This is a genomic window from Pseudoalteromonas sp. SG45-1 (assembly GCF_014164135.1).
In the GTDB taxonomy this organism is placed as follows: Bacteria; Pseudomonadota; Gammaproteobacteria; order Enterobacterales; family Alteromonadaceae; genus Pseudoalteromonas; species Pseudoalteromonas distincta.
In genome coordinates, this window is sequence record NZ_JACJEP010000066.1 from 1 (window position 1) to 1054 (window position 1054).

The window sequence follows — 1054 nt, forward strand, 5'->3', positions numbered from 1 at the left end:
TTTTATTTTTTATTTTTTTACCCCGCCACTATCATTTGTAATAAAACTACTGAGTGAACTGACTTACTGAAATACGCAAAAGGGAGATAGACATAAATCTACCTCCCTTGTGCATTTGGCCTGTAATAGCCGTGGATACACATATATTTCGTGTATCTAACCGTACAAAGCTTGCTATGGGTAAAGATGTTGTAGCTGTTGAACAAAAGCTTGAAAAGGTTGTACCAAAAGAATTTAAAGTAGACGTACATCATTGGCTAATACTACACGGGCGTTACACCTGCGTAGCACGTAAACCAAAATGTGGCAGCTGTATTATTGAAGACTTGTGTGAGTTTAAGGATAAAACAGAGTAACTATAGGCTGCCTTGATCGATAACCGGACACTGAAAAAGTTAAATTTATTCCTGTGTTTTGAGTAGTAATCTAATTTTGTCCAATAACATTATTAAACGCCGTTTTGGGGCAAAATAACATGCTTAATTTCTAGCTGTTTTAATTACTTGTTTACAAAGGTAATTATTGGTGAAATTATCATGGTATGTAATATACGCCATCTTGGTGTGTTATAAACCACCAAAATGGTGTTCAATAAGCTGTTATGTTTACAAATTAAGAAAGGAGTCTTTCCCATGTTTCCTCGATGTAGAAGTTGTTCTAAGAAAATATCACTTAGTTGGTTTTTAACAGCCTTTAAATGGACTAAATACCGTTGTGTAAATTGTGGCTCAATACATGAGTTCACTACAAGGCATGGTTATATCGCAGGAATTGTAGGTGCATCAACTGCTTTCTTTTATCCAATCAAGGAAAGTTCTATCCTTTATAGCCCTTTGTTGTTTGTTTTAGTGGTGTTTGCTGCCCTTGTGCTTAGTAGTTTAATTCCAGGGCAACACGTATTAGTTGTAACTGAAGAATCGGTGGATCAGTAAACATAACAAGTGACTATGGTGTCAATTCCTAATTTAAAACCATTTTAGGATCCCACATGACACCATCCCTCACCATAGAATTTATGATTACTATAAGCTTTCTTATACAGGCAATAATAGCC

The 1054-nt window shown here is 35.4% G+C and carries 1 protein-coding gene and 1 pseudogene; both read left to right on the forward strand.

Annotated features, from left to right (window positions below; all coding sequences use genetic code 11):
- Positions 1–116: 116 nt before the first annotated feature.
- Positions 117–356, forward strand: a pseudogene (locus H5117_RS20380) (endonuclease III); the annotation flags it as partial.
- Positions 357–632: 276 nt separating this feature from the next.
- On the forward strand, positions 633–932 hold the full coding sequence (locus H5117_RS20385; protein WP_182739021.1) for a hypothetical protein: 300 nt from the start codon (positions 633–635) through the stop codon (positions 930–932).
- Positions 933–1054: the final 122 nt, after the last annotated feature.

What these genes read in the sequence shown, in the direction of transcription:
- H5117_RS20385 (WP_182739021.1), top strand. Translation starts at nt 633, where the DNA reads ATGTTTCCTCGATGTAGAAGTTGTTCTAAGAAAATATCACTTAGTTGG.